Origin of the sequence: uncultured Empedobacter sp. (genome assembly GCF_937930195.1) — a bacterium.
In the GTDB taxonomy this organism is placed as follows: Bacteria; Bacteroidota; Bacteroidia; order Flavobacteriales; family Weeksellaceae; genus Empedobacter; species Empedobacter stercoris.
Genome location: NZ_CALGVK010000169.1, coordinates 1 through 23,615 on the forward strand (window position 1 = coordinate 1; position 23,615 = coordinate 23,615).

Genomic DNA, 23,615 nt, shown 5'->3' on the forward strand with positions numbered 1-23,615 from the left:
AATAAACAAAATTTTGAAATACAGAGAATAGAAAATTTATATCATTTTCTGATTTATTTATAGAATTTCCTTCTTAACCATACAACTTTTCTTACATAAATTTCTTAATAATAACCTTTCTCTATTTGATTTTATCAATTCATACCTAAAAACTCATCAAAATTCACTAAAATTGCACTTTAAATAAGAACACACAATTAATTATGTCAGAAGATATTTTCAAGAAAGTAGTTTCTCATGCGAAAGAATATGGTTTCATTTTTCAATCGAGTGAGATTTATGATGGATTATCAGCCGTTTACGATTATGGTCAAAACGGAGCTGAGCTAAAAAATAACATCAAACAATATTGGTGGAAAGCAATGGTACAAATGCACGAAAACATTGTCGGCATTGATTCTGCTATTTTTATGCATCCTACTACTTGGAAAGCTTCAGGTCACGTTGATGCGTTTAATGATCCTTTGATTGATAACAAAGACTCTAAAAAACGTTACCGTGCCGATGTTTTGATTGAAGATCATTGTGCTAAAATCGAAGGTAAAATCGAAAAAGAAGTGGCTAAAGCTGCAAAACGTTTCGGTGATGCTTTTGATAAAGATCAATTTGTTGCGACAAATCCTCGTGTTGTAGAATACCAAAATCAAATCAACACTATTTTAGCACGCATGGGTAAATCTTTGGAAAACGAAGATTTGGACGATGTAAAAGCTTTGATTGAAGAATTAGAAATTGCTGATCCTGTAACAGGTTCTAAAAATTGGACAGAAGTTCGTCAATTCAACTTGATGTTCGGTACAAAATTAGGAGCTACAGCAGATCAAGCAATGGATTTATATTTACGCCCAGAAACAGCTCAAGGTATTTTCTTAAATTACTTGAACGTACAAAAATCTGGACGTATGAAATTACCTTTCGGAATTGCTCAAATTGGTAAAGCTTTCCGTAATGAGATTGTTGCGCGTCAGTTTATATTCCGTCAACGTGAGTTTGAACAAATGGAAATGCAATTTTTCGTAAAACCAGGAACAGAATTAGATTGGTACGAAAAATGGAAAGAAACTCGCTTAAAATGGCACCAAACTTTAGGATTAGGAAATGATAATTACCGTTTCCACGACCACGAGAAATTAGCGCATTACGCAAACGCTGCTGCTGATATTGAGTTCAAATTCCCATTCGGATTCAAAGAATTAGAAGGAATTCACTCGCGTACAGATTTCGATTTGAAAGCGCACGAACAACATTCAGGTAAAAAAATTCAATATTTCGATAACGAAACAAATGAATCGTACACACCTTATGTTGTAGAAACTTCTGTTGGTTTGGATCGTATGTTCTTAGCAGTTTTCTCAAACTCTTTAAAAGAAGAAATATTAGAAGATGGATCAGAACGTACAGTTTTAGCTTTACCACCAGCTTTAGCACCAATCAAAGCGGCTATTTTACCATTAGTTAAGAAAGATGGTTTACCAGAATTTGCAGAACAAATCGTGAAAAAATTACGTTTAGATTACAATGTAATTTACGAAGAAAAAGATTCTATTGGAAAACGTTACCGTCGTATGGATGCAATTGGTACACCTTTCTGTATCACTGTTGATCATGATTCATTAAACGATAATTCTGTTACATTACGTTTCCGTGATACAATGGAACAAAAACGTGTTTCTGTTGATGATTTAGCACAAATTATTGATAAAGAAGTTAACATGAAATATCTTTTCGAAAAATTATAATATTTTTTTTCAATACAATAACACTAAAGCTCAGCACGTTCTGAGCTTTTTTTATTTTTTATTAATTTTTTTAACGATTTGGCAAAACTTTTGATTTTAAACCAACATATTAATCTAAAAAAAATAAATTATGGGCTTTATTATTAATCTTTTTGTATCAGCATTAGTTGTCTTTGGACTTGCTAACATTTTACCTGGAGTAAGTATCAAAGGATACGGATCTGCAATAATTGTTGCAATTGTTATAGGTCTTTTAAATGCTTTTATAAAACCTTTGCTACAATTTATTAGCTTACCTATAACAATCTTAACATTAGGATTATTCTCATTTGTAATTACGGCTGTAATTATATTATTAGCGAGCGCAATTATGGGAGATAGTTTTCATGTTGATGGATTCTGGTACGCCTTATTATTCGGAATTGTTTTAGCTTTTGTCAACTCTTTAGTTGGAGGATTGATGGGCGATTAATTTTACACGTTATTACATATAAAAAGCTGTCTTATCTGAGACAGCTTTTATTTTTTGTATTGATTATACGCTTTATCTAATCGAGTTTTTATTCTTTTTTTCACTAACCTTGGTGCAAGAATTTCAATTTCTTCACCAAAGCCTAAAAGTTCTCGTTCTAACTCAAAATTATGCACCACTTCTATCGAAAACAACGTTCCTTCATCTGTAATCTCCAATGTTTTTTGCGATGCATGAATAGGTTTTGTTACGACATAAGGCGCCAATTTTTTATTAACCCGAAAAATAACTCGTTGCTCCCTTTCTTTCACGTTTTTTGTCACACCAATCGCATTATTATAATACGTATCAAAATCAATTTCTAACTCATCAATAAACGGCTCATTGGCCAATTCATAAAACTCAACAATCCTATCCAAAGCCAAAGTATACAACTTCATGTCTTTTCTCGATTTAGCCAATAAAAACCAACGATTGCGATATTCTTTCAACAAATACGGATAATAAACTTGTTGTTTTGGTTCTTGACTTTTTGCTTTGAACGATTGATACGAAATCAACAAAGGTTGTTTCTTGACAATTGCTTGATACAACCGATTCAAATGTTCTAAACCTTTTAATAAAGGATTTTCTTCGAACTGAATATAATTTGGTTGTTGATGAGTTTGCTTGGATAAATTATTTTCGAGGCGCGTAATAATCTCATTCATATCATCAAAATAATTAAAACCATTCAATTGTTTCATCACCGAAATCACTTCTTTCATTTTATCCAAATCTGCAGACGAAACTGGTGAATTATGAATCGAATACTCTCGATCTTCATATTCATAAAACTTTTTTTCACGCACAACAATTGGCGCATTATAGCCCAATTTATCACTACGCATCACTTGTAAGTCACCTTGTATCGTTCGTTTCGAAACTCCAGACGTTATTCCTTCGTATTCATACAATGCTTCCGAAACTTTTTCTATCAAATCTTCTAATGTCCATTTTCTGAAATGATTTTGCAAACATTTATCAATCGTTTGGTAGCGTATTAATGCAATTTTATTAGTTGCCATGGTTGATTTCTTTGTTCAATACTACAAATTTCAAATCAAAGTACGCAATCTATTTGCGTAAAAATTTTTATTTCAACTTTTATTCAAAATATTTTCAATATAAAACCCTCTATTCATCATTATTTACAAATTATTTTAATAAAAATTTTTATTACGCAATTCTCTTGCGTACTTCTACTTCAACTTTGTCAAAGGTTTAACAACCAAATGATTTTAATTGTTCCTTGACTAATGTTTCAGTATAGCATTGTAGTAGAAAATGTTTCATCACTTCTATTCTGAATAATTAAAATTATCAACGGATGGGTCGTAGGTTCGAATCCTACTTTCAGGAAACTGAAATAGCTCAGTGGGTAGAGCAATTCATACAGACTTTAAATCTGTTCATCGCCCGAAAGGGCAACATTGAAAACAAAAAAGCTAAAAAATTTTCTTTTCGAATAAAGAATTTATTTCGTAGAAATGAATTTGAAATAAGATCAAAAAACTTGATTAAAACCTGAATTTGAAACTTTAGTTGATGATTGATTTCAAAAGTTTAGATAAGACATCAAGTCAAAATGATTGGAGGAAATATTTAAAAACAAGACATCAAAACAAGCTGCTCAAACTTCAAATTCCGTTTTAAAAAAAGGAAAATGATTTAGCTTTTTTTAATTAGATAATCTGTCACATTGAACTTGTCGAGGACAGAATAACATAAAATAAGAGAGACGATTCTTCGATAAACAAAGAATGACAATAATTCGTCAATTCGAGTGGTTTTCGTTTCGAAAGAAAAAGAAAATTATATTGAGAACAGAGAATTTTTCAATCCTTTTTCTCGATACAAAATTGTTTCACAATTTCACTCGAAATGACGGTTTGAAAAAATAATAAAAACCAATAAAAAAATAGATAATGAAAAAATTAGCGATTAACAACCAAGAAATTGGAATCTATATCAAAAATAACGAAGTAGAAAAAATTTACACAAGAGGAAATTTTTGGATTTTCTTCAATAAAAATATCGAAAAACTAAACATCAACGAAATAATTGATGAAAAATACCAGGCAATGTTTATGGAAAATGAAATATTGAAAGAAATGGTTGATTTTATAGAAGTGTTGCATAATGAGGTATTGATTATTTACAAAAACAATCAATCATACAATTCGTTTTACAATAAAAATGTAATGATTTGGAAAAATTCAACTCAATTAAAAGCTGTAAAATTTGATTTGAATTCTACTGACGAAATTAAGAATTTAACAAAAAGAGAAATTGATATTTTAAGAAAAGCTGGTGCGATTCGTATTATTTCAATTCCAACTTATCATGAAGGAATTTTGTTTAAAGACAATGAATTTGACTCGGTTTTTAAAGCTGGTGAGTATAAATTTTATAACAACGAAGTCAAAATTTCGATGGTTTCTTATGATATGCGTCCGCAAACAATTGAAATTTCTGGACAAGAAATTTTGACAAAAGATAAAGCACAATTACGAATCAATTTTATGGTAGACTACCAAATCACAGATTTGATAAACGCTTTTCAATCGAACAAAGATTTCGAGAAAATGATTTATCAAGCGATTCAATTGGGATTGAGAGAATTTATTGGCAATATGAATTTTGACGATTTGATGTCGGATAAAAATTCGGTAACGAATTATATTATTCAAAAATATCAAACTCAATTTGAAAAAATTGGTCTAAAATTAATCAACGCAGGGATGAAAGATATTATTCTTCCTGGAGAAATAAGAGAAATTATGAACCGTGTTTTGATTGCCGAAAAAACGGCTCAAGCCAATTCGATTACACGTCGTGAAGAAACTGCTTCGACAAGAAGCTTGTTAAACACAGCAAAATTGATGGAAGAAAATGAAACTTTATGGAAATTAAAAGAAATGGAATACATTGAAAAAATAGCTGATAAAGTTGGAGAAATCTCAATTTCTGGTAGATCAAATGTATTAAATGAATTAAAAACAATGTTTACTAAATAATATTCTAACCAAATTATATGAAAACAACTGAACAACAAAACAAACCAATTAATGGAAATGATTTGATTGCCTTGGGTTATCCTGAAAATGAAATATTAGGAATCGCCTTAAAAATCAACAAAAAAAAGAAATGGTTACACAAAAGCAGAAATTCTTGATAAATATGTGCAAGTTTTATCTTCGCCACAAGATTTCTTAGAAGATAAAGTTTTTAAAACATTGGCAAAAGGTTTTATTGATGGAATTCATTCGCCAAAACAAGATGAAAACTTAATTGAATTGAAAGAAAATCCTAACGATTTCAATATTTATGGTGCAGAAAATATTGAAGACGGTGCTTTAGAACAAATGAAAGTTGCGATGAAACTTCCTGTGACAATTGCTGGTGCAATTATGCCAGATGCGCATCAAGGATACGGTTTACCAATTGGTGGTGTTTTAGCGACAAAAAATGCGATTATTCCTTATGGTGTCGGTGTTGATATTGGTTGTAGAATGGCTTTATCGATTTATGATTTACCAGCTTCTCATTATTTTGAACATCACGATTCGTTAAAAGAAACGTTGATAAAAAACACAAAATTTGGTGCAGGCCATGGATTTCATGGTCAATACAAAGCAGAACATCAGGTTTTGGATGACACAAAATTTGAAACGAATTCATTTATTCAGAATTTAAAAGACAAAGCGTGGTCGCAATTAGGTTCTTCTGGTGGTGGAAACCACTTTGTAGAATTTGGTTTGATCGATTTCAAAGAAGATGATGAGAAATTAAACATCAAAAAAGGTTCGTATTTAGCTTTATTGACACATTCTGGATCGAGAGGTTTCGGTGCTACTATTGCTGGATATTACACTAAAATCGCTAAAGAAATTTGTAAACTTCCGTATAAAGCACAAAATTTAGCTTATTTGGATTTGGATTCTGCAGAAGGTCAAGAATACTGGATTGCGATGAATTTAGCGGGTGAATATGCTTCGGCTTGTCACGAAATTATTCATCAAAAAATCGCAAAATCAATTGGTGCTGAAGTTTTAGCGAAAGTAGAAAATCATCATAATTTTGCTTGGAAAGAAATTCACAATGATGAAGAAGTAATTGTGCATCGAAAAGGTGCTACACCAGCTGCTAAAGATGTGATGGGAATTATTCCAGGTTCGATGACTGCACCAGGATTTTTGGTTCGAGGAAAAGGTGAAGAAAATTCGATTCATTCGGCTTCGCATGGAGCTGGTCGACAAATGAGCAGAACACAAGCGATAAAATCATTGTCTCAACACAAGATAAATGATTATTTAAACGATTTTGGAATTACATTAATTGGCGGTGGAAAAGACGAAGCTCCAATGGCATACAAAGATATTCACGAAGTAATGGCTGCTCAACAAGATTTAGTTGATGTTGTGGCGATATTTACACCAAAAATGGTCCGAATGGCTGATGACGGCTCAAGAGAAGATTAAATGAAAAGCCTGAACAAATTTGTTCAGGCTTTGTATAGTCTAAAAGATTAAATCCATTCCTTTGGATGCATTAATACATCAAGTAATTTAGCTTCTGGTGAATCTGTTTCAGGCTGATGATTATAATGCCATTGTACGTGTTTCGGTAAACTCATTAAAATAGATTCAATTCTACCATTTGTTTTTAAGCCAAACAAAGTACCTCTGTCATGAATTAAATTAAATTCAACATAACGACCTCTCCTTATTTCTTGCCACTCTTTTTGAGCGGCAGTATATTCGTCATACTTATGTTTTTCAACAATTGGCAAATAAGCTTCTAAAAAAGAATTTCCGACTTCCGTCACAAAATCATACCATTTTTCAACAGGCATTTCTTCGGTTGGTTTTAAGTAATCAAAAAACAAACCACCCACTCCTCTTGCTTCTTCGCGATGCGTATTCCAAAAGTATTTATCACATTCTTGTTTATATTTAGGATAAAATGAATCATTATGTGCATCACAACTTTTTTTACAAACCGAATGCCAATGAATAACATCATTTTCATCTAAATAATAAGGTGTCAAATCTTGACCTCCGCCAAACCATTGATCTACAACATTTCCATCTTGATCATACATTTCGAAATATCTCCAATTAGCATGTGTTGTTGGAATATGTGGACTTGTTGGATGAATAACCAAACTCAATCCACAAGCAAAAAATTTACCTGATGAAACATTTAGCGCTTTTTGCATTGTTTCTGGTAATTCACCATAAACTTTCGAGATATTAACACCAGCTTTCTCAAAAACAGCACCGTCAGTTAAAACACAAGAAAGACCTCCACCTCCTTCTTCGCGATGCCATTCGTCTTTTATAAATTTTGCTTTACCATCTACTGCTTCTAACTGAGCAATAATCTTCTTTTGAAGATCTTGTATATATTGGAAAAATTGATCTTTCATCATAATTATTTTTGCAAATATACTAATGATATCTACTCGTGATGAAATTAGGTTTAGGTTTAAATAAGATTAAGCAATAATTAAAATAAAAAAAACACATATTAATTAATAATTTTAAATGGTATATTAAAATTCAAGCTTGCTGCTTCTCCTTTTTCAGTAACAGCAGGAATTATTTTCTTATTATCTTTTTTCAATTTTACAACATAATTTACAAAAGCTTTGTAAGAAGAAACTTCTCTGAATCAGTTCCAATTATTTCTAAATCTTGAAACTCGCCTTCTTTACTTATTTTGAATTTAACCTTTGTATTAACATTTATTTCATTAATTGTTAAATCATTACTTTTTAAAACCTGTTCTACTTCAAACAATAGTTGTTTATTAAAATATTTACTAAAGCAGTCTGCTAATTTCTGTACACCTTTCTTCTCATATTTTTCACATCCAGGGTAAATTAACATTACAGCTTTTCTATTTCTTGTCCAAATAAAACAGAGCTAAATAGCAATAGTATAAATAGTAGTTTCATTGTATTTTATATTTAACTAAAATAATCAAAACATCAAACCAATGTAATCAATTATATTTATTACAATTTAAAACACGATATATATAATTGATATATTCTTAAAGAAATAAAATCACACCAATAGTCTTTATAATAACTGATTTACAATTGTTTAATAAAATAAAAAACGAATAATTATCTAATTCCCCATCAATACAATACTTACACAAAAAAGTTATTAACAATATTATTCACAAAACAAATCTTTGTCCTACATTTGCAAAAGAAATTTTATAAAAGAAAATATAAATGTCACAAAACGGAATTCCATCGGTTAATTTAGCAGACTTTTTATCTGATGATCCTGCAAGAAAACAAAAATTTGTCAACGAAATTGGTCAAGCATATGAAGAAATAGGATTCGTTGCTTTGAAAGGACATTTTTTATCTGACGAATTAGTTGAAAATTTATATAAAAGCGTTCGCGAATTTTACGCTTTACCTACAGAAACTAAACAAAGTTATATCGTAGAAGGCATTGGTGGTCAACGTGGTTATACGGCTTTCGGAAACGAACATGCTAAAGGTAGAACTGTTGGTGATTTGAAAGAATTTTGGCATTTTGGACAGTATTTAACTGAAGAAGATAAAGCGAAATACAATTATCCAGAAAACGTGAAGGTAAATGAAGTTCCTGGTTTTAATACTTATGGAGAAGAAACATACCTACAATTAGAAAAAACTGGAGTTTACGTATTGCGTGCTTTGGCCTTATTCTTAGATTTAGATGAGTTTTATTTTGATGATAAAGTAAAAAACGGAAATTCTATTCTAAGAGCAATTCACTATCCTCCTATCACAGAAGAACCTAAGGATGCTGTTCGTGCAGGTGCTCACGGTGACATCAACTTGATTACGTTATTAATGGGCGCTCAAGGTCGTGGATTACAAGTTCAACGTCACGACGGAACTTGGGTTGACGCAATTGCCGCTGACGACGAATTAGTTATTAATGTTGGTGATATGTTATCTCGTCATACAAACAACAGATTAAAATCTACTATTCATCAAGTGGTGAATCCTGAGAAAGAACTATGGGGAACATCTCGTTTTTCTATACCTTTCTTTATGCATCCAGTTTCTGATATGGATTTATCTGTTTTAGATAATTGTATAACAGAGGAAAATCCAAAACAATTTGAAGATATTACTGCTGGAGATTTTTTAACTCAGCGTTTAAAAGAAATTGGTTTAATTAAATAAACCATATTTAATCTATTATTTCAAAAAAAGAGAGTTGAAAAAATCAACTCTCTTTCTTTTACATACCTTTTACGTACATATTGTAGTTAAATATATCCAAACACAACAAGGTGTATTTATAATCACTTTTATTGATATTCACTTCTAAAATTGGATCAGAATTGTAAAATCTAATTTTTAAATTGTCATTTTTATCCAACAACAAATAAATAGAAGAAATCGTCGGTCTAATCTCATTCATCCAATTTTTCAATAACTCTGTAGAGTCTTTAATTAATTCAAACTTCTGAAAATAATCTTGAAAAAAATTCTCTAATCGTTGTACTTGTGTTAATCGATCTAATTCACGATACAAATCTATAAAAGCACATAACTTTTCTCTTTTCGGACAAACACATGGATAAGGATGTTCGCCATTGTAAAACCATCTTTGCCACTTTTTACAACTTGTTTCGTCAATCGCTTTTTCAAATTCATCTTCATATTTCAAAAGCCACCAATTCATTCGGCAAATTCGTAAACTACCTTTTGAAAGCTGTAAAAGTTCGTCTATATAAGCACTAACATTTAACATGAAATAGAAAATTAAAGTACAGCTAATTTACAATTTTTTTTTCTTGAATTTTAAGATTTTAAGAATAATTTTTCGAATTTTAATATCTTAAAACTTTCATCAAATAAAAAGTTATAAAAGAACATTTTATCATGCATGATTTTATTCTTCATTTGTACATTTCGAACTGGGATTAAGACATTAAACTGAAACTTCCTATCTTTCTCAAAATGTGCTACTGCAGCATAATAAACCAAATTATACCATGAATCAATCGGTGCGTAAATTCCATAAAAATCTGGGTACAAAGCATCCGATTCATTCTTATAAACATTTGTAATTGTATAGTGATCTATTTCAAATTTTGTGACACATTTATAGGGAGATAATTTAGTACAAAAAGATAAATTTTGATCGTACTTCGCCCCATCTAATTGCAAACCAAATTCATCCATTTTTAAGTCTTGGAATTTATTAATTGTTGGATCAATTACAATTATTTTATTCGGAAAAGCCAAACTTTGTTTTTGGATATCCTGCAAAATAGTATCATAAATCGTCGTTCGTATTTGATCTGGATTAATAATTTGCGCATCAACTGATAAGAATAAGTTAAAGGTTAAGATGAATAAAAATAGTCTCATTCTGTTTTTTGATTAAAATTTATTTACCTTTATTAGGCTGTTAAAATGAAATCAAAATTAACACAAAGATTCTAATTCGTATTATTTCTTCATTGTAATGTGATTAAATAGTTAAATTATCGTTAAAATAAAGCTTTTTAATTTTTCTCTTACAGTATATTAATAAAAGCTAACTATTTAATTTAAAAACATATAATCAATTACAAATAATTAGTATAGTTTTTATCTATATTCAGTATAAATAAAAACTTTAACTATTTTTTCAAATAAGACATAAAACTAAGACATTTGCAGTGTCAAATAATTTATTCATAGATAGTAAGACAAAGAGGACAAACGAGTATAAGGAAATGGATTTATGAAGTTTGAAATTACTCGCACTCTTTTTTACTTTTTAGAGTTTTTTATAGTAGTTTAGGTTGGTTAGTAATCCGTTCTTATAGAACGGATTATTTTTTTATAGCTGTTTTATAAAATCTCTCAGTAAGTTGTATACCTTTTCAGAATAACTTAAATCTAAATTTTCGGGTGTATCATAAGGATCATGATAAAAACCTTTTCCTCCTAATGTATAAATAAAAAAAGACGGAACACCTTTCATATAAAACGGACAATGATCAGAATTACATGCCTCTCCTCTTGTTTTTATTTCTCTAAGATAATTATTTTTGGAATTTATTTTTACTAATTGTTGAAACTCCTTCAAAAATATCTTACCATTCACCACTTGAATCCCCTGCTCGCCAGCTCCCATAATATCCAAATTAATTAAAAACTTGATTCGGTTCAAAGAAAATAATGGATGATTAACATAATAATCTGCACCTAAAATACCAGCTTCTTCGCCTGCAAAAGCCATAAAAACGGTTTTATATTTGGGTTGATGTTGCGAATAATACTTCATTAACGTCATCATCATTGCAGTTCCACTTGCATTATCACTTGCTCCTGGAAAAATTGTAGACCCCACTTTTCCTAAATGATCATAGTGCGCAGAAATTACAACTACACTATCGTTGTTCTTTCCTTCTATATACCCAATTATATTATTTGCTTCGAAAGAATTATTCAATTCTGATTCAATAAAAAAATCATTTATTTTTGAGTTTTTTATAAAGTAATTATCCGAAATAATAAATTCTGAAACCGAAGATCTTCTTTGACTTAGACTTGCAGTTAGTTTATCCGAAGTAAATCTAAAAATAGCCCGATGTTGGTTGTTATCTTTTTCATAAATATTCGCCCATTGCTTGTAATATTGCTGAATAGAATCAACTTTCGTTTGTAATGGAGGCAAAATAATGTGTTTCTCTTTTTGATTTTGATTATCCTTTATAATAAAACTTCTTGTCTTTTCTTTGGATTGAAAAGATGCGATATATGCAACTGTATTAAATATATAAAAGGGTAAATCAACTTTAGATATTGACTTAGAGCTTGGTTTCACAATAAAATCAATCCCATATTTTAACTCTTTTCCATTTATTTTCAACTTTGCATCTTTAATTACATTAATCGGAAAAGTGAATGTTTGATGATAATCCGAAGAAAATGATTTTAGTCCATTTTTTTGAAATTCGTTTTGTATATAAATACCCGCATTCCTCATTCCATCTTCTACATAACCACGTCCAGCAAAAGATTTTGAAGTAAGTGAATCTAAAACTGTTTTAAAATAATTTTGATCAAACGATTGAGCTTTAGCTATCGCAACTGTAAAACAAGAAATCAATCCAAAAAGTATTATTTTTTTCATCATCATTTGATTCATATTCTTTAAAAAAAACATTCAACACAAACTCAATTATCATTTTAATAAAAAACAACAACTATCTATAGTAACTCGTTAACAAATTTAGAAAATCTTTAAAGAGTAAATCAAATTAATACTACTATAATTTTTATATCTTGCATTATATAAGTTATTATAATAAAAACAACAAATCACAATTAAATGAAAGAAGTCGTAATAGTTTCAGCTGTTCGTACAGCAATGGGATCTTTTTTAGGAAGTTTATCAAATGTTCCTGCTACAGATTTAGGTGCAACAGCGATTAAAGGCGCTTTAAATAAAATTAACCTTGATGGTTCTTTGGTTGATGAAGTATACATGGGGAATGTTTTGCAAGCTGGAGAAGGACAAGCTCCTGCTAAACAAGCCATGATAAAAGCAGGTTTACCAAATACAATTCCTGCAACAACCGTAAATAAAGTATGTGCTTCAGGAATGAAAGCTGTTATGTTTGCAACACAAGCAATTCGTTTGGGTGACGCAGAGATTGTTGTCGCTGGAGGAATGGAAAACATGTCGATGGTTCCTTTTTATTCACCAAATGCAAGAACAGGTAATAAATACGGAAATACCGTTTTATCAGATGGCATTGTAAATGATGGACTACAAGATTATTATAGCAAAGAAATGATGGGTCTTTTTGGAGATACTTGTGCAACTGAATTTAATATTTCTCGTGAAGAACAAGACGAATTTGCCATTAATTCTTATAAAAAATCGGCTGCAGCTTGGGCTGCGGGTAAATTTGATAATGAAGTTGTTCCTGTAGAAATTCCTCAACGTAAAGGAGAACCAGTTATTTTTAAAGAAGATGAAGAATATAAAAATGTAAACTTTGATAAAGTTCCAGGTTTACGCGCTGTTTTTTCTAAAGAAGGTACTGTAACTGCGGCTAATGCGTCAACGATAAATGATGGAGCTTCTGCTTTAGTTTTAATGTCTTTAGATAAAGCAAATGAATTAGGAATAAAACCTTTAGCTAAAGTAATTGCTTACGCTGACGCTTCTCAAGAACCTTCAAAATTTACGACTGCACCAGCGAAAGCGGTTGAGAAGTTATTGAAAAAAGCAAATATATCTGCAACTGATGTTGATTTTTGGGAATTTAACGAAGCGTTTTCAGTCGTTGGAATCGCTAATACTAAAATTTTAAACTTAGACTCTTCTAAAGTCAATGTAAATGGAGGTGCTGTTTCTATTGGTCATCCACTTGGAAACTCTGGATCTCGTATTTTAGTTACCTTATTAAACGTTTTAGAACAAAACGGAGGTAAAATTGGTGGAGCAGCTATCTGTAATGGTGGCGGTGGAGCTTCAGCCATGATTATCGAAAAAATGTAAAATTCAATATACCAAACTAAAAGCGTCCACTCATCTTGTAGACGCTTTTATCTTTTGAAATTGAAGGAATTGTAAAAAATATCAAAAACATTCTACATTTATTTATAATTGGCTAAAAAACCTTTTCTATATTTGTTGAACTGAACAAACACTTTTGTATGGAATATTTAGAATTTGAACAACCTATCAAAGATTTAGAAGAACAGTTATTAAGCTGTCAAATCGTCGGAGAAGGAAGCGGTGTTAACATCAAACAAGCTTGCGTTGAAATTGAGATTGCAATTGAAAATAAAAAGAAGGAAATCTATGGTAATTTAACACCATGGCAACGTGTACAATTGTCTCGTCATCCTTCTCGCCCTTATACTTTAGACTACGCTTACGCGATTACAGATAATACATTTATCGAAATTCACGGAGACAGAACATTTGCTGATGATAAAGCTATGGTTGGTGGTATGGGAAAAATCAATGGTCAAACTTTCATGATTATTGGTCAACAAAAAGGTAAAAACACCAAGGAAAGACAATATCGTCGTTTCGGGATGTCTAATCCAGATGGTTACCGCAAAGCATTACGTTTAATGAAATTAGCAGAAAAGTTTAATATTCCTGTTCTTACTTTAGTCGATACTCCAGGTGCATATCCAGGTTTAGAAGCTGAAGAACGTGGACAAGGAGAGGCAATTGCTAAAAACATCTACGAAATGTTAAAACTTACTGTTCCTGTAATTACAGTTGTAATTGGTGAAGGAGCTTCTGGTGGAGCTTTAGGAATTGGTGTAGGAAATAAAGTTTTCATGATGGAAAACACGTGGTACTCTGTAATTTCACCAGAAAACTGTTCGACTATTTTGTGGAGAAGTTGGGATTACAAAGAACAAGCTGCTTCTCAAATGAAATTAACTGGACCTGATATGTTAGAATTAGGATTAATTGAAGACATTATACAAGAACCTCTTGGTGGTGCTCATTACAAGCCAGAAGTTGCGTACACAAATCTTAAAAATAAAGTTTTGGAAACGTACAATGAATTGAAAAAATTATCTCCAAAAGAACTACAAACGCAACGTCAAGAGCGTTATATCAAGTTCGGAGAATTTTCAGGATAATACATTTTACAACAACATGTATTGTAGAATATACGAATTTAAAACGAGATATAAAATTAGTTATATCTCGTTTTTTTCTTTAATTTTGAGCCTCTTATGGAACAAGCAAATTATAATCCTGAAATACCAGCCAACAAGCGCAATATCATTGGTTTAGAGAAAGGTAAACTTCCTCCACAAGCTGTTGATTTAGAGCAAGCTGTACTTGGTGCGATGATGATTGATAAAAAAGGGCTGGATGAGGTAATCGACATCCTTACACCACAAGTTTTTTATCGTCCCGAGCATCAAGCGATTTATGCTGTCATTCAAAAATTATTTAACGATTCTGAACCGATTGATTTGTTAACGGTTTCGAATGAATTAAAAAAAGATGGCAAATTAGATCGTATTGGAGGTGATTATTATTTAATCCAATTAACACAAAAAGTTTCTTCTTCTGCACACGTCGAATATTACGCACGTGTGATTCAAGAAAAATATATTTTACGTCGGTTAATTGAAATTTCGAGCCAAGTGATCGAAAAATCATACGACGATACAGCAGATGTTTTCGATTTATTAGATTATTCAGAATCGAAATTATTCGAAATTACAGAAGGTGGTATCAAACGTAGTTATTCAGAAGCCAAAGATTTGGTAACTGAAGCAATTGATAAAATTAAGGCCCAGTCTACAAAAGAAGGAATGTCTGGTTTATCTTCTGGATTTACAGAAATTGATAAAATTACTTCTGGCTGGCAAGAATCCGATTTGATTATTTTAGCCGCTCGTCCAGGTATGGGTAAGACTGCCTTTATCCTTTCGATGGCGAAAAATATGACGGTTGATAAAAATATTCCAGTTGCTGTTTTCTCTTTAGAGATGTCTTCTGTTCAATTGATTACACGTATGATTTCAGGTGAAACAGGGATTTCAGGTGAAAAATTGCGTAAAGCAAAATTGGCTGACCACGAGTGGAAACAATTATATACAAAAGTAAAGGGTCTTGAAAATGCACCTTTATATATCGATGATACTCCTGCCCTTTCGATTTTCGATTTAAGAGCAAAAGCACGTCGTTTGGTTTCTCAGCATGGCGTAAAAATGATTTTAATTGACTACTTGCAATTAATGACGGCCGGTGGAAAAGCAAACGGAAATCGTGAACAAGAAATTTCGATGATTTCGCGCTCATTAAAAGCGATTGCAAAAGAATTAAGTATTCCTGTTATTGCACTTTCGCAATTATCGCGTTCGGTAGAAACACGTGGAGGAAGTAAACGACCTTTACTTTCAGATTTACGTGAATCTGGAGCGATTGAACAAGATGCCGATATCGTTTCGTTTATTTATCGTCCCGAATATTATAAACTCGAATATTGGGATGACGAGAGTGAACCTTGTGCTGGACAAGCTGAATTTATCATTGCGAAACACCGTAATGGTGCGTTAGAAAATGTACGTTTACGCTTCATTAATGAACAAGCTAAATTTACTGATTTAGAAACTTCTTATGGTAGCGATTTCGAAATTCAAAGTTCAATGAATGATGGTTCGCAAGAAATGGGAAGTGCTATGAATTTATCTGCTATTGATCCTTCAGATGCCTTTGGAGATTTTGGAAGTGAGTTTACCAGCTCGATGAACAATGACGACGATAATTTACCATTTTAATACATAAAATCAATTTAAATAAGATATATCTTAAGCTGAAATCATTTTCAGCTTTTTTTGTTTATATTAATTACAATTAACAATTCTTTCAAGCTTATGGTGACCATCTTAGTATTTGAAATCTTGAAATACTTTTGAAATATTCTATTTTCAATAAACTAAAAAATACTTATTCATCATTCCTTACAATCAACTCAATTACATTTTATTCGATAAACTATCAGTTTTATTTATCCTAAAAGTTTTGTTAGGAACGAGAATTGCTACAACTTTGTATAGATTAAATAAAGAGTGAAATGGCAAGTTCAATCAGAACACTAAATCCTGCTACAGGTAAAATCGAAAAAGAATTTCAAGCCTACACAAGCGAAGAAATCAATCAATATATAGACGACGCAAACGAATTATATCAAACATGGCGATTCGAATCTTTTGAAGATCGAAAAGCTGTAATGAAACGTGTTGCAAACGAAATGCGTAAACAAAAATCACGATTAGCAGCTTTAATTACAACTGAAATGGGTAAACCATTGCATGAAAGTGAAATCGAAATTGAGTATAGCGCAAATATTATCGATTATTATGCAGATAATGCAGAAGAATTTTTAGCAAATGTTCCTTTACAAACAGAAAAAGGTGATGCCTATGTGGTTTCAGAACCTATTGGTGTTTTGTTAGGTGTTATGCCTTGGAATTTTCCTTTTTCTCAAATAGCACGTTTTGCAGGTCCACATATCATGGCTGGTAACACGGTTGTTTTGAAAACAGCTTCTAATATTCCGCAATGTGGAATTGCATTCGAAGAAATGTTTACAGCAGCTGGTGCACCAAAAGGTTTGTACAAAAACTTATTGATGTCAGGAAAAGATACAGATGCAATTATCAATAACCCAAAAATAGTTGGTGTTTCTTTAACTGGTTCAGAAGCAGCAGGTGCAGAAGTTGCAAGTATTGCAGGTAAAAATGTAAAACCTTCAGTTTTAGAACTTGGTGGTTCTGATCCAATGATTGTTTTAGATGATGCCGATATCGAAAAAGTAATGAACGGAACAATTAATGGACGTTTGCGTAATGCTGGACAAGCGTGTACTTCTTCGAAACGAATTATTGTACAAGAAGGTATTTACGACGAATATTTAAAACGAATTACAGCTCATGTAAATGGAATGAAAGTTGGCGATCCGACACAAGCAGATACTAATATGGGACCTGTCAGTTCAGAAAATGCCTTAGAAAAATTATTGGATCAGATCAATGATTCAGCAAATAAAGGTGCAACAATTGTTGCTGGAGGAAAACGTATCGATCGTGATGGTTTCTTTTTGCAACCAACAATTTTGACAGATTTAAAACCTGGAATGAAAGCTTATGACGAAGAAGTTTTTGGTCCTGTAGTTTGTATTTGGAAAGTAAAAGATGTGGAGGAAGCGCTTAAAATTGCGAATGACACAACTTATGGATTGGGGGCATCTATTTACACCGAAAATGTCCCAAATGCAGAGAAAATTGCGCGTAGAATAGATTCGGGTATGGTTTACGTGAATAAACAAGTTTCATCGAGTCCAGATTTACCTTTTGGAGGAGTAAAACATTCGGGATATGGACGTGAACTTTCTAAAGCTGGAATTTTAGAATTTGTGAACAAGAAATTAATCATGATTGCAAAATAGTTTTTCGATCAGCATGATCAAACATAAAAAAATGCAACTTTTAAGAGTTGCATTTTTTTATTGAATAAAACCTTGTTTTTGTTCCATTTGGTCAATTTTGAAAAGAATCAAATCGCGCATTATTTTCGCTCTATTTTTAGCTTCATTTGCTATCTCTCCTTCAAAATTTTCGTCAATTATTCCAAACCACAATTCCATCCAACGTTCGAAATGATGTGGTTTTAATTTTTCTTTCTGACTCAAAACCAAATGTGTTCGCATTGGCCAACCTTCAAAAGTTGCTTTTCCCAACAAAACAGTTTCCCAAAACTGAATCATATGCGGTAAATGTTCGTCCCAATTTACCTTTGCAACTTCCGAAAAAAAGTAACCAATGACATCATCTTTTTGCACTTTATCGTAAAACGTATTTACCAATAAAGCAACATCTTCTGAAGTTTCGATATCTTTTTTCATTAAAACAAATTTACAAAGAACTTAATTCAATTCATCAATGTTTTTAATCACAAAAAAATGCAGTAATTTTACAGTCTTATAAAAACGAATAGAATTGGATAGCAATAGACAACAAAAAGTAAGTAAATTATTTCAAGAAGAATTAGCAGAAGCTTTTAGAAAATGGGCTGTAAAGGAATTCCCAGGAAATTTGATTAGTGTTACAGAAGTAAAAGTAACACCAGATTTAGGCGTTTCTAAAATCTATGTTAGTATTTTCCCTAACACTCAAAAAGATGAAATTTTCAAGGAAATAAAAGTAAATACACCGTTTTTTAGAGGAATTTTATCAAAAAGTGCTTCTAAACAAATGCGTATTACACCTGAATTAATTTTTATTTTAGACAATTCGTTAGACGAAATGGATAAAATCGACAAAGCGTTAAGAGGAGAAGGAAATAATCCGATCTTATAATGAGAAACATTTCGCTTTACATTGCAAAACGCTACATTTTTTCGAAAACGAATACAAATGCTGTAAACATTATTACATCGATTGCTGTTGGTGCTATTTTGGTTGCTACAGCTGCTTTGTTTATCATTTTATCCGTTTTTTCGGGTTTAGAAAAAATGAATTTAAAATATTATAGCAATGTAAATCCTGAAATTAAAATCTCTCCTTCGAAAGGAAAAGTATTAGACAGTTTAACTTTTGTTGTGGATCAATTGAAACAACAAAAAGAGGTTAAAGCTTTTTCGAAAATCATCGAAGAAAAAGTCTACATTAATTACAAAGGAAAGCAAGATATTGCCTACTTGAAAGGTGTAGACGAAAACTTTACCAAAGTTACCCGTTTGGATACGGTAATTTATGGTGGACAATATTTAGATTATACACGAGCGGATAATTTTATTGTTTCGAATGGAATTGCAGAACGTTTGCAACTTTATATCGATCCGATAACGCCAGCAGATTTGATGATGCCAAAGGCAGGAACTGGTTTAATCAAACAAGAAAGTGACGCTTTTACGAGTAAAGATGCGTATAGTGTTGGTGTCTTTATGTTGAATGAACAATATGATAAACATATTTTTACAACACTTGGATTAGCGCAAGAATTATTACTTTTGAATCAAGATCAATGTTATTCGATTGAAGTTAAAACAACAGGTAAAAAGTCGTTTAACGAAGTGAAAAATCAACTTCAAAAAGCATTAGGCGATAATTATAAAATTGAAACTAGACAAGATTTAGATTCAGCTTTCTTGAAAGTGATGAATATGGAAAACTTGATTAGTTACCTGATTTTTACTTTAGTCATTATCATTGCGTGTTTTAATTTGGCAGGAACAATTATCATCTTGATTTTAGATAAAAAGAAAGAAATACAAACCATGTATAGTTTTGGTCTATCACGAAAAAACATTCGTAATATCTTCTTTCAAACTGGATTTATCATCACTTTTATTGCGATGACAACAGGTTTATTAATTGCTTCGGTAATTGGATTGTTACAAATTAATTTTGGATTGGTAATGGCATCCGCAACCGTTCCTTTTCCTTTTCTATTTTCTGTAGAAAACTTTATTGCTGTTATTATAACGGTATTAGGTTTAGGAAGTTTAGTTTCGTGGATAGTATCAAGACAAGTGAAATAAAAAACACAACTATTCAATACAAATAGCTTGAAGATTTCTTCAAGCTATTTGTATTTTAATCCCATCTATTCCAACGAATATAATTAGGTTTTGAGAAGTCAAAATCCATCATTTGATAATCTCTATTATCTAATAAATTAGTTTTGATTAAGTTATTACCTTGTCCTGGAATTGACGGATAATACGACAATGAAAATCGAATATTGTTAAATACAAAATAATCATTTGTCAACATTACACCTATACTAAAACGCGAATAAATCGGGTTATTATTCAAAATAAATTTTTTGCTATCCCCTATCGCTGCAAACATAGCATTGAAATAAGGTGAAATACGAAATCCTAAAAATTCGTATGGTAAATACGATTGTAATTGATATTCTATCATCAATTTTTGTTGCCCCGTTAAATCTCTATCCGATTTAAAACCAGCCATTCCAAGATAATCATGTTCATGAAGAGAGAGTTGATCTGCGGGTGAATCCATCCGATTATGTCCCAATAAATAATTCGCCTTTACGAAGTTCCTGAATTTCCAATCTCCCCAATTGATTAATCTTGCCATATATTGCATTTCCACTGACAAGGTTTTTTGTTCAAATTTTCCTTTGTTAAAAAAGCCTCCAAATTCAACACCAAAACCCCAGAATCCGGTATTCAAGAAACCTCCCGCAGAAGCTTTCCCTCCTAAATAATAACGATTTGTTTGGCGAATATTCTGAATTCCGCCTATTATTCCTAAAGTTTTACCAATTGCAATATCTTCTTCGATATCATAATTAAAAATATATTTTGTTTTGATGTATCGTTTAGATGAAATTCCTAAACCTACTAAATAATTGGTTTGATCAGAAAAAAAATGAACCGGATCATTTTCTTCTGTAGGCGTTTCCGTATAATTACGATCATAAAATCGACCAGAAACAATAAGGTTAGTGATATTTTCGGAATGACCATCATCTATTCGAAAAGCCCTCGCTAACCAATAATCTTGAAAATTATACTTAAATGGATTGTTTTCTAAAACTGGTTTATCAAAATCTAACGAATCTTTAAAATAAATTTGTCCCACAGAAACTCCTCCTGCATAATGCGCCAAAGGAGAATAAAAAGGACGTACAAAACTCACCGATTTGGAATAATGATCATCTTCATTCTTAAAATAACGTACATTACCAATAATTCGAGTTTGTGCAATATTAGGCACTGTATAATTGAATTGATAAAGCGAATTTCCTGTTTTATAATTGTGACGATAACGATTATCAAATACATGTCCTAACCCCAGAAAATTTCGTTCACGAACTCTTAATCCTGCTTTTGAACTTGAAACGGAACCTGTAATAAACATACTCCACGAATCTATCGAATTAACGTATAAATCAACCGAATCTGTTCCAACAGCTTCTTCTTTGATTTCGACACGACGAATAGAACGATTTGCACGAATTAGACGTTCTGACTCTGCTACTTTTAATGAATCATAACGTTCGCCTGGTTTAACTAACATGTTTTGGCGCAACACAAAGTGTTTTGTTTTCCCGTGTAATGTATTTCCAGCTCTTTCTATCCATTTTGTAGGTACTCTAGTCGTATCTTGTAAAGAGTAACCAAAAGGATCTTGTGTCTTGTAATATATGTTTCGAATTACCTTCCCTTGATACTTTTCGTTCTCAGCAGCATTATTGTATTGAATAGGAAATCTTGTTGGTTTTTTCTTGAACAATAATGTTTCGTAAAGTTTTCTGAATTTAGAATGAGATTTATTTTCTATCCTAACGGTATCAATTTTAATACTGTCATCTTGTGCATTCACAACTATGGATAAACTAAAAAATAGAAATCCAAAAAATGTTAATGATATATTTTTTTTATTAAACACACTTTAAGTTATAAAAGTCTAACCGCTTTTACAAATCTTGTTTTCCAATAATTTTCATCAAGGGAAGAGATAATAACACCTTTTGAAGTCGAAGAATGTACAAAATAGATTGCTCCATCGTTATTAATACGCTCTACGATACCCACATGAGAAATAGAATTTCCCGAAGTATTAAAGAAAATCAGATCACCTATTTTAACATTTTTAATGTTAATTTCTTTTCCATACTCAGCTTGATCACTCGAACGACGCGGTAATTCTAATTTCATTTCCTTAAAACTTACATAAACTAATCCCGAACAATCGAAACCAGATCGAGTAATTCCTCCATATTTATAAGGTGTACCTAAATAAGACTTGGCTGTTTTTAGAATTTTATTAATGTCACGAGGAGCGCTATCATCTGCATTTACAGAACGAAAAACTTCTGAAGTTTCTGATTTTTTAGTTGAAGAATATACTTTTTTAGCACCTGTTTTTTTGTAAGAAGTTACTTTGCTACTTCCACAAGATGTTAAAAACAAACTTATCATTAGGATTGTTGTAAGGTATATATACTTCTTCATTTCTATATTCTTTTCTATTTTACTTCAACAACTTTTCAACGAATAAATGTACTAAATATTATTTTGCATCACCTCTGTTAACAATTGTTTGGCTCTTAATAATCGAACTTTAACATTTGGTAAGGTTAAATTAAGTTCCTCCGCAATCTCTTTATAGGTTTTATCTTCGATGTATCTCAATTCGATAATTTTCTGATACGGTTCTCTCAGCTTTGCAATGGCCTTTATTAGCGTATCATTATCTTGTTTCTGTATCAGATGTTCTTCAGGAGATGGATGATCTTCTAAAATCTCGAGTAGATTCGTTTCATCATCAATTGAAATATTAAGTTTAGGAGATTTTCTAATATGATCAATCATCGTATTATGAGCAATAGAAATCACCCAAGTCGTAAAGTCAAAATCTTCGTTATATAATTTCAATTTACTGAAAACCTTAGTAAACGTTTCTATCGCGATGTCTTCTGCTTCTTCCTCGTTTCTAATCTTATTATAAACATAATAATAAACTTTGTTCCACAAAACCTCAATCACAGCATTCTGAGCGTTTCGTTTTCCTTTTTTAGCTTCTAAAATTATGTTTTCTAAAGTCATTTATAAATCAATTATTATAAATATAGTAAATTTTATCCATAAAAAAAGCTTCAATACGTATATTGAAGCTTAAATCAGTAGACCCACAGGGATTCGAACCCCAACTAGCGGCACCAAAAACCGATGTGCTACCGTTACACCATGGGTCTGTCCATGATTATTATATAAAATTGAAAAAATTGTAGACCCACAGGGATTCGAACCCCAACTAGCGGCACCAAAAACCGATGTGCTACCGTTACACCATGGGTCTG

General features: G+C 31.4%; 20 protein-coding genes, 2 tRNA genes and 1 pseudogene. 11 read left to right on the plus strand and 12 right to left on the minus strand.

Annotated elements, in window-relative coordinates; all coding sequences use genetic code 11:
- The first annotated feature begins 203 nt into the window (after positions 1–203).
- Complete coding sequence (locus Q0616_RS09680) at positions 204–1,739, plus strand: glycine--tRNA ligase (protein WP_225541654.1); 1,536 nt, start codon at positions 204–206, stop codon at positions 1,737–1,739.
- 130 nt (positions 1,740–1,869) lie between these two features.
- Positions 1,870–2,211, plus strand: a complete 342-nt coding sequence (locus Q0616_RS09685) for a phage holin family protein (protein ID WP_286484397.1) — start codon at positions 1,870–1,872, stop codon at positions 2,209–2,211.
- A 47-nt stretch (positions 2,212–2,258) separates the two neighbouring features.
- Here Q0616_RS09685 and Q0616_RS09690 read toward each other — a convergent pair whose 3' ends face one another.
- Positions 2,259–3,278 (minus strand): WYL domain-containing protein, encoded by a 1,020-nt coding sequence (locus tag Q0616_RS09690; RefSeq protein ID WP_286483298.1) that lies wholly within the window; start codon positions 3,276–3,278, stop codon positions 2,259–2,261.
- Positions 3,279–4,178: 900 nt separating this feature from the next.
- Here Q0616_RS09690 and Q0616_RS09695 point away from each other — a divergent pair.
- Positions 4,179–5,270, plus strand: a complete 1,092-nt coding sequence (locus Q0616_RS09695; RefSeq protein WP_298776787.1) for a slipin family protein — start codon at positions 4,179–4,181, stop codon at positions 5,268–5,270.
- 17 nt (positions 5,271–5,287) lie between these two features.
- Positions 5,288–6,734: pseudogene (locus Q0616_RS09700) on the plus strand (RtcB family protein).
- Between the two features lie 47 nt (positions 6,735–6,781).
- Here the strand turns inward: Q0616_RS09700 and hemF are convergent.
- Together hemF and Q0616_RS09710 are read right to left on the minus strand one after the other, a co-directional pair.
- Complete coding sequence (gene hemF, locus Q0616_RS09705; protein WP_171622679.1) at positions 6,782–7,684, minus strand: oxygen-dependent coproporphyrinogen oxidase; 903 nt, start codon at positions 7,682–7,684, stop codon at positions 6,782–6,784.
- Positions 7,685–7,895: 211 nt separating this feature from the next.
- The gene (locus tag Q0616_RS09710) at positions 7,896–8,147 is read right to left on the minus strand and encodes a hypothetical protein (RefSeq protein ID WP_171622678.1); all 252 of its coding nucleotides are present in this window, start codon (positions 8,145–8,147) and stop codon (positions 7,896–7,898) included.
- 356 nt (positions 8,148–8,503) lie between these two features.
- Between Q0616_RS09710 and Q0616_RS09715 the strand changes: the two genes are divergently transcribed.
- On the plus strand, positions 8,504–9,457 hold the full coding sequence (locus tag Q0616_RS09715) for an isopenicillin N synthase family oxygenase (RefSeq protein WP_171622677.1): 954 nt from the start codon (positions 8,504–8,506) through the stop codon (positions 9,455–9,457).
- 58 nt (positions 9,458–9,515) lie between these two features.
- Here the strand turns inward: Q0616_RS09715 and Q0616_RS09720 are convergent, their stop codons facing one another.
- The 3 genes from Q0616_RS09720 to Q0616_RS09730 form a co-directional block, all read right to left on the minus strand.
- Positions 9,516–9,962 (minus strand): hypothetical protein, encoded by a 447-nt coding sequence (locus Q0616_RS09720; RefSeq protein WP_171622676.1) that lies wholly within the window; start codon positions 9,960–9,962, stop codon positions 9,516–9,518.
- Between the two features lie 119 nt (positions 9,963–10,081).
- Positions 10,082–10,654, minus strand: coding sequence for a hypothetical protein (locus Q0616_RS09725; protein ID WP_171622675.1), 573 nt, complete (start codon positions 10,652–10,654; stop codon positions 10,082–10,084).
- A gap of 457 nt (positions 10,655–11,111) precedes the next feature.
- On the minus strand, positions 11,112–12,410 hold the full coding sequence (locus Q0616_RS09730; RefSeq protein ID WP_298776788.1) for a M28 family metallopeptidase: 1,299 nt from the start codon (positions 12,408–12,410) through the stop codon (positions 11,112–11,114).
- Between the two features lie 198 nt (positions 12,411–12,608).
- Here Q0616_RS09730 and Q0616_RS09735 point away from each other — a divergent pair, with 198 nt between their 5' ends.
- The 4 genes from Q0616_RS09735 to Q0616_RS09750 all read left to right on the plus strand — a co-directional run bounded on the left by Q0616_RS09735 (position 12,609) and on the right by Q0616_RS09750 (position 18,225).
- Positions 12,609–13,787 carry a thiolase family protein gene (locus Q0616_RS09735; RefSeq protein ID WP_298776789.1) on the plus strand — a complete coding sequence of 393 codons (1,179 nt, stop codon included), beginning with the start codon at positions 12,609–12,611 and terminating at the stop codon, positions 13,785–13,787.
- A 158-nt stretch (positions 13,788–13,945) separates the two neighbouring features.
- Positions 13,946–14,899 carry an acetyl-CoA carboxylase carboxyltransferase subunit alpha gene (locus tag Q0616_RS09740; RefSeq protein ID WP_171622672.1) on the plus strand — a complete coding sequence of 318 codons (954 nt, stop codon included), beginning with the start codon at positions 13,946–13,948 and terminating at the stop codon, positions 14,897–14,899.
- Positions 14,900–14,995: 96 nt separating this feature from the next.
- Entirely contained in the window at positions 14,996–16,555 is a 1,560-nt protein-coding gene (gene dnaB, locus Q0616_RS09745; RefSeq protein ID WP_225539324.1) for a replicative DNA helicase, read from the plus strand.
- Between the two features lie 296 nt (positions 16,556–16,851).
- On the plus strand, positions 16,852–18,225 hold the full coding sequence (locus tag Q0616_RS09750; protein ID WP_171622670.1) for an NAD-dependent succinate-semialdehyde dehydrogenase: 1,374 nt from the start codon (positions 16,852–16,854) through the stop codon (positions 18,223–18,225).
- A 57-nt stretch (positions 18,226–18,282) separates the two neighbouring features.
- Here Q0616_RS09750 and Q0616_RS09755 read toward each other — a convergent pair whose 3' ends face one another.
- On the minus strand, positions 18,283–18,681 hold the full coding sequence (locus Q0616_RS09755; RefSeq protein WP_171622669.1) for a group III truncated hemoglobin: 399 nt from the start codon (positions 18,679–18,681) through the stop codon (positions 18,283–18,285).
- Positions 18,682–18,775: 94 nt separating this feature from the next.
- Between Q0616_RS09755 and rbfA the strand changes: the two genes are divergently transcribed.
- Together rbfA and Q0616_RS09765 are read left to right on the plus strand one after the other, a co-directional pair.
- A complete protein-coding gene (gene rbfA / locus Q0616_RS09760; protein WP_188319794.1) occupies positions 18,776–19,135 on the plus strand; it encodes a 30S ribosome-binding factor RbfA in 360 nt (119 codons plus the stop codon).
- Positions 19,135–20,319: an FtsX-like permease family protein gene (locus Q0616_RS09765; RefSeq protein WP_171622667.1), complete on the plus strand. Its 1,185-nt coding sequence runs from the start codon at positions 19,135–19,137 to the stop codon at positions 20,317–20,319. Before rbfA ends, Q0616_RS09765 begins: the two co-directional genes overlap by 1 nt.
- Positions 20,320–20,374: 55 nt before the next feature.
- On the opposite strand, the gene Q0616_RS09770 is transcribed toward Q0616_RS09765, so the two are convergent.
- From Q0616_RS09770 to Q0616_RS09790, 5 genes are all read right to left on the minus strand, one after another.
- Positions 20,375–22,135, minus strand: coding sequence for a hypothetical protein (locus tag Q0616_RS09770; protein WP_298776792.1), 1,761 nt, complete (start codon positions 22,133–22,135; stop codon positions 20,375–20,377).
- A gap of 74 nt (positions 22,136–22,209) precedes the next feature.
- The gene (locus Q0616_RS09775) at positions 22,210–22,767 is read right to left on the minus strand and encodes a C40 family peptidase (protein ID WP_260543859.1); all 558 of its coding nucleotides are present in this window, start codon (positions 22,765–22,767) and stop codon (positions 22,210–22,212) included.
- Positions 22,768–22,818: 51 nt separating this feature from the next.
- Complete coding sequence (locus Q0616_RS09780; protein ID WP_188319792.1) at positions 22,819–23,361, minus strand: RNA polymerase sigma factor; 543 nt, start codon at positions 23,359–23,361, stop codon at positions 22,819–22,821.
- Between the two features lie 78 nt (positions 23,362–23,439).
- Positions 23,440–23,510: transfer RNA gene (locus tag Q0616_RS09785), tRNA-Gln, on the minus strand.
- Positions 23,511–23,543: 33 nt separating this feature from the next.
- Positions 23,544–23,614: transfer RNA gene (locus Q0616_RS09790), tRNA-Gln, on the minus strand.
- Between the last annotated feature and the right edge of the window lies 1 nt (position 23,615).